Here is a 2,359-nt window from a genome sequence, read left to right as displayed (position 1 = left end):
GGCAGCGGGCGGCGGCATTTTCCCGGACTGAATAAAATGATGAAGTTATTCCGGGGCAATTCCCTGGTGAAGCTGACAACCATGGCAGGCCCGCTGTTTGGCAACCCGGCATTGATCAGAAGTCAGGTTTTGATGGAATAGGGTGCCAATATAAAAAAGTTAAGGAACCTTAAGGTAATGAGTATGGTCTAAAGTAAAAAAATTTGCGGGAATCTACTATTCTCCCTTCCCACGGGCGGAAAAGTGTCCCGAAAATCTGAGGGATACAACTGCCGATTGTTGCAACGCTCCAGCGTTTGCCATAGGAGGAAAAAGTAATGCAGGCAAACACGTCTTATACTTCATCAACGATTACCATGCTTAATAGCGTTAATGTGTCCGATGAAATAAGGAAATCCGGGCAAGAAGATATCGTTTTTATTCATATTCCCAAAACCGGTGGAACCAACATTGCCTGTATGATGAAAGCAATCAGTGCTGATTCATCAAAAGCTGCTGATTCATCAAAAGGTGCTGATTCACCAAAAGCAGTATTTAATCACCGGTTTTCGGTCAAGCGGCTCGAAGGTGTTTCCCCCAATCTTTTCAAGCGTGGTACAATGGGCGGTTACCCCTCCCAAGATGCATTGGAAACCGTTAAAGCACACCATTCACCGCGATTTATCAGTGGTCATATGCCCACCGGCCTGATAGAAGAAGGCGGTTTTAAGGGTCGATACATCTCGTTGGTTCGCAAACCGGTAGAACGAGCCGTGTCCTCCATTAATTTTGATTATCAACGGGGCTACATTGCCAGCAAGGATGTTGAAACCTACGCCAGTGCTACCATGATTGATAATCTACAAACCCGACTGATCGCCGGGAAACATCATATGGATGGTGAATGCACAGAAGAGACCTGTCGTGCAGCGGTCAGCAGGATAAAAAACGACTTTCTGTTTGTAGCACCGACAGAAGCTACCAACACAGTGACGGCACTGGTTGCCACTTTGTATGGCGAGGAAAAAGTCGCTTCTGCCCGCTTTCAGGTGACCGGTGAAAAACTCTACAATGAAAAATCCCCGCCAGAACCCCTTAAATCTATTTTAACTGAGCGCAATCAGTTTGATACCCGGCTTTATGATCACGTCGTTCAAGAATGGCAGTTATTTAAAAATAGCCATATTACCGAGGTACAGCCCGGCAGTGCAGAAGAAGGCACCTACTTAACCTTACCGCCAGATATGTTAATGACAAAAGAGTGGAAAAGACTCACCGCCCATGAGATTAACGAGCACAACAATAAAGTGGACGGTTCACTGATGCGTTTTCGGCAACTGTAGGCGTTGTTATCAGCGCCTGTTGTTTAAAAAATACTTTCAGTGGCGAGCAATTAGTAAAATTTTCCGGGGAATGTTCAACTCTGACAACGTGCCAGGCTTCCAAAAGGGCAAATTAAGAAGGGAACTATTCCTTTATCAAACTGACTAAGTTACATATACAGTCATAAACAATAACATCTGCCAGAAAGGTCCTTTAATGATTAACCGAAACGACAGTTTGCCACCTTGTTGCCCTCAATCTTGCCATACGGCTATGCCACAATATCAACACGAGGGGGGTAGATTTAATGATTCTTTAATAACCGCTGCCGACCTGGTTGAGAATATTGTTTCAGATGTAGCCGAGGGCAATAACTTTGATGCCAAAGAATTTGCCAAATCACTGATCACTCGTTTGGTCAGGCGTTATAAATTGCCAACATCTCAACTTCTGCCGATCTTTGCCGATGCACAAAATCCCACTACCCCCAATGACTGGACGTGGTCTGAATGGGAAGGCAGACATTATTCCAAACGGCCCCGTTCATCAGGGCCAGGCAATTTTCACTATCGCTTAAAAAATCAAACTGAATTTAATAAAATTATCTATAAACTGGAAGATGAGTTAGGTAGAGGTGTCCGATTTGAAACATGTAAAAATCTGCCTTGTTTAAAACAATTCCGTAGAGGTCGAGTTTCAGACTGTAAAGATTTTTCAGACCTTGCAGAACTCCACAGCAATCAATTACTACCACTGACACCGCTTATTTGTGAATGCATCCAAGTGGGTTTGTTCAAAAGAGACTTTATTAATATGTTGCACGCCATGTGAGCACACTTAGCCCGGATTTTACGCTGCTGATGCTATTAATGCCCCATATTAAGCATCTATCTATTAATTGCATAAGCAAAAGCTTTGAACCACGACGCGCACGAAGAGCACAAAGGAAAAGCTCTTCTTTGCCGTGAAAAATATTTTGCTTAACCATTTTTCATCCCTGAGGGTGGCGCAAAATATTTTCACGCGCCATGGGCATTTGTGCTCTTGTCGAGTCAAC

Annotated in this window: 2 protein-coding genes; both read left to right on the top strand. The window is 43.9% G+C overall.

The annotated features are described in order from the left end of the window. Nucleotides 1–317: 317 nt before the first annotated feature. Nucleotides 318–1,322, top strand: a complete 1,005-nt coding sequence (locus tag KDK14_RS04695) for a sulfotransferase domain-containing protein (protein ID WP_257263860.1) — start codon at nucleotides 318–320, stop codon at nucleotides 1,320–1,322. A gap of 196 nt (nucleotides 1,323–1,518) precedes the next feature. Beyond that, nucleotides 1,519–2,133: a hypothetical protein gene (locus KDK14_RS04690; RefSeq protein ID WP_257263859.1), complete on the top strand. Its 615-nt coding sequence runs from the start codon at nucleotides 1,519–1,521 to the stop codon at nucleotides 2,131–2,133. Nucleotides 2,134–2,359: the final 226 nt, after the last annotated feature.

Source organism: Endozoicomonas sp. ONNA2 (assembly GCF_024606365.1).
Lineage (GTDB): Bacteria > Pseudomonadota > Gammaproteobacteria > Pseudomonadales > Endozoicomonadaceae > Endozoicomonas.
Note: the sequence above shows the minus strand (reverse complement) of the source record. Positions and strands in the feature narration are given on the sequence as shown.